The organism is Pseudomonas sp. A-R-19 (assembly GCF_019956575.1).
In the GTDB taxonomy this organism is placed as follows: Bacteria; Pseudomonadota; Gammaproteobacteria; order Pseudomonadales; family Pseudomonadaceae; genus Aquipseudomonas.
The window spans coordinates 1-3,799 of the sequence record NZ_JAHBDR010000012.1 but is presented as its reverse complement, the minus strand read 5'-3'; the positions used below and the strand labels follow the sequence as shown (position 1 = coordinate 3,799).

Genomic DNA, 3,799 nt, shown 5'->3' with positions numbered 1-3,799 from the left:
ATGACCATGCCCGAGGCTTTCCAGCATGCGCTGGGTGTTCACGGTGCCGGAGCCTATGCCGCCCTTGCTTGCGTTGGTGATCACAAACAGGTGCAAGGGGCCATGTATGGCGGGGTCGCGCCCGGCCCGAGGCGTGCACCTTAATAGCGACACGGCGCGATATTGACGCGTCACCCGAGCAGGTACCATTCAACCGCTTGTTCGTGTCGTGTGATCCTGTCGGAAAAGGGCCAAGTGCGCATCTGGTAGCGCTGGACCAGTTGTGTCGGCAAGATCTCGCCCTGTTCGAAATACCGAGCGACGCTCCTGTCTACTGAGTGGTGGCGGGGAAGCCAGCCCACCTTCCAGTATCCACTCACCGGACAGGCTTGGCCGCTATGGCAGTTCGGTGCCGACAAATGAGATTGGCTGAATGCAGGCGATCCCGGTAGACCCTGCCCCGTGGCCGGGTCGAGAAGCTTGGCTTTGGCCAGTTGGTTGATTAGCGCTTCGCTGGGTTTTTCAGGGGGGACATTGGCCAGGCGTTCTTCGAGCCATTGGAGCTTGCCGTCCCAGGTGGGCAACGTGGCGGGTGGAAGCGGGACGATCTCGTTGATCTCGGGGACTTTGGGATTGGCGTAAGAATAGCCCGAGAGGATTTTCCAGATTACTTTGTAGCGATCGGCGCGTTCGAGGTCTTCAAGTTGACCAAGGTAATCCAGCTCATCGGTTGGTTCCGGGCCACGAAATCCGTCATCCAAAAAGCCTGCTGCTGTTTCATCACCGGCTGCTACGCCCAATTGGAAAGCTTCTAACGCTTCCTGATACTGGCCAACTTCAGACAAATACACCCCCAGACTTGTCGCTGCCTTTCCATTTCCTTGCTCGGCGGCGCAGCGGTACATCTGAAGTGCAACTTTTGGGGCAATATCGATAGGTTCGATTTTGTCCCCTACATAGAATTGGGCTAGCGCACTTCCCTGATCGGCGGCTTTACGGTAGTAACGCAACGCCATTTCGTGATCTTTCTGCAGCCCGGCCGCACCGTTCTGCAGGAAAATGCCGACAAAGTAATATCCCGTCGCGACTCCCGCGTTGATCAGTTGCTCACTCATGCGCAAATGCTCTTCACCCCGGAGTTTGAAAGTACCGCGCATCGCACCGTTCTGCAGGTTGATATTGGCTTTGTAATGTCCGTTCTCACTGGCGATGCGATACAGGCGCTCGATTTGCACATCGACGGCTTCGTCTTGCTTGAGCTGGTTGTTCTTTTGCAACCAGCGCGCGTAATGGAACAGCACATCGGCCTCGGTGGATGGCGCGGGAATCTGCTCGTGCATACAGGTAAAGGCCATATTGGCCTTGGCTTCAGTTAAAGGGTTCAAGGGCGTTTCCTTGGTCGAAGTAGAAGTAGGGTTACTGGTATCGCAGGCGACCAGCAGTAGATATGAGAGCAACAAGATCCGGCGCATCAATCGAGGTCCGACACGTCGGATTCGCCGAAATAGAACTCAACGAGGGGAGCCATGGGCGACGCTTGGGCTTTTTGGCGCCGTTTGTTCCGTTTGATGATCTTCTGCCAAGCCTTGAAGGCCCATTCCGGATTGTCCTGCGCCCCCTTTTTATCTGTATGCATCTCCCACAACCGCCGTCGCATCGCCTGCGTCACACTCGCCCACTCATGAGCAATATTCAGTTCGCTATCCACCTGCATGCTGCGGGTATTGATGTTGGCCGAGCCGTGAGTGGTGAACACATCGTCGACGATCATCAGCTTGGAGTGGATGTACACCGGCATCCATTCCTTACCCGCCGGCGAATCGGGGGCGACCAGCGAGCACACGTGGACTTTCAGACCGGGCAACTCCGGAGGACGAACGAAAGCATCTCGCTCAATTGCCGTGATTTCATCACTGAGCACTGCCTGCCGCCACTTGTTGTCCGAAGCACTGTCCCGTTGAGCTTCCCTGGCTTTATCGCTGAGATCGGTTCCTCCCATCGCGTCGGTAAGGCCCGTCAGCATGAGCAACGCCTGACGTTCCAGGCGTTCGCCAAAGCTGGTTTCCAGTGCGGCAGCCTGCGCTTTTGCCTGTTCGGTGCGCCGTAGCTCGGTGATTTTTGGCATGGTATGACCATGCCCGAGGCTTTCCAGCATGCGCTGGGTGTTCACGGTGCCGGAGCCTATGCCGCCCTTGCTTGCGTTGGTGATCACAAACAGGTGCAAGGGGCCATGTATGGCGGGGTCGCGCCCGGCCCGAGGCGTGCACCTTAATAGCGACACGGCGCGATATTGACGCGTCACCCGAGCAGGTACCATTCAACCGCTTGTTCGTGTCGTGTGATCCTGTCGGAAAAGGGCCAAGTGCGCATCTGGTAGCGCTGGACCAGTTGTGTCGGCAAGATCTCGCCCTGTTCGAAATACCGAGCGACGCTCCTGTCTACTGAGTGGTGGCGGGGAAGCCAGCCCACCTTCCAGTATCCACTCACCGGACAGGCTTGGCCGCTATGGCAGTTCGGTGCCGACAAATGAGATTGGCTGAATGCAGGCGATCCCGGTAGACCCTGCCCCGTGGCCGGGTCGAGAAGCTTGGCTTTGGCCAGTTGGTTGATTAGCGCTTCGCTGGGTTTTTCAGGGGGGACATTGGCCAGGCGTTCTTCGAGCCATTGGAGCTTACCGTCCCAGGATGGCAACGGCGCGGGTGGCAGTGGGACGATTTCGTTGATCTCGGGGACTTTGGGATTGGCGTAAGAATAGCCCGAGAGGATTTTCCAGATTTTTTTGTAGCGATCGGCGCGTTCGAGGTCTTCCTGTTGGCCCAGGTAGTACAACCGATCATCCGGCTCCGGACCACGGAAGCCCTCGCTCAAAAAAGACGCCGAAGTGCTGTCACCGGCCGCAACGCCAAGTTGGAATCCATCAAGTGCTTCTTGATAATGACCATCTGTCGACAGATCAACACCTAGGTCGGAGGCTGCATCACCGTGCCCCTGCTCGGCCGCGCAACGGCGCATTTGCCGGGCAACGTCCGGGGCAATGTTGATCGGCGCCAACTTGTCTGCGACATAGGCTTGAGCTAGCGGATTACCTTCATCGGCGGCTTTACGGTAGTAACGCAACGCTATTTCGTGATCTTTCTGCAGCCCCGCCGAACCGTTCTGCAGGAAGATGCCGACAAAGTAATATCCCGTTGCCACTCCGGCGTTGATCAGTTGCTCACTCATGCGCAAATGCTCCTCACCTCGGAGTTTGAAAGTACCGCGCATGGCACCATTCTGCAGATTGATATTGGCCTTGTAATGGCCGTTCTCACTGGCGATGCGGAACAAGCGCTCGATCTCTGCATCAACAGCCTTGTCCTGCTTGAGCTGGTTGTTCTTTTGCAGCCAGCGCGCGTAATGGAACAGCACATCGGCCTCGGCGGAGGTCGCAGGGATCTGCTCGTGTACACATCTGAAGGCCAGCTTGGCCTTGACTTCAGTTAAAGGGTTCAAGGGCGTTTCCTTGGTCGAGGTAGAAGTAGGATTACTGGTATCGCAGGCGACCAGCAGCAGACATGTCAGCAACAAGAGCCTGCGCATTAGTCGAGGTCCGACAGGTCGGATTCGCCGAAATAGAACTCGACGAGGGGGGCGTAGGGAGTCAACTGTTTTGATTGAAGACCTATATTCCGATTGATGATTTCTTCCCAAGCTTTGAACGCCTTTTTCGGGTCATCTTGTGCGCCCAATCCATTCGTATGCATCTCCCACAACCGCCGTCGCATCGCCTGCGTCACACTGGCCCACTCATGAGCAATGTTCAGCTCGCTATCCACCTGCA

General features: G+C 56.7%; 3 protein-coding genes and 1 pseudogene. All 4 read right to left on the bottom strand.

Annotation, left to right across the window (positions count from 1 at the left end; genetic code table 11):
* Positions 1-170 precede the first annotated feature (170 nt).
* Complete coding sequence (locus tag KGA88_RS01035; RefSeq protein ID WP_317851647.1) at positions 171-1,364, bottom strand: DUF6396 domain-containing protein; 1,194 nt, start codon at positions 1,362-1,364, stop codon at positions 171-173.
* 86 nt (positions 1,365-1,450) lie between these two features.
* Complete coding sequence (locus KGA88_RS01030; RefSeq protein ID WP_411740825.1) at positions 1,451-2,191, bottom strand: phospholipase D-like domain-containing protein; 741 nt, start codon at positions 2,189-2,191, stop codon at positions 1,451-1,453.
* 86 nt (positions 2,192-2,277) lie between these two features.
* Positions 2,278-3,558, bottom strand: coding sequence for a sel1 repeat family protein (locus KGA88_RS01025; protein WP_223588291.1), 1,281 nt, complete (start codon positions 3,556-3,558; stop codon positions 2,278-2,280).
* Positions 3,558-3,799: pseudogene (locus KGA88_RS01020) on the bottom strand (phospholipase); the annotation flags it as partial. The pseudogene KGA88_RS01020 and the gene KGA88_RS01025, both read right to left, overlap by 1 nt.

Excerpts from the sequence above, each read along its gene's own strand:
- KGA88_RS01025 (WP_223588291.1), bottom strand. The coding sequence starts at position 3,558 with ATGCGCAGGCTCTTGTTGCTGACATGTCTGCTGCTGGTCGCCTGCGAT.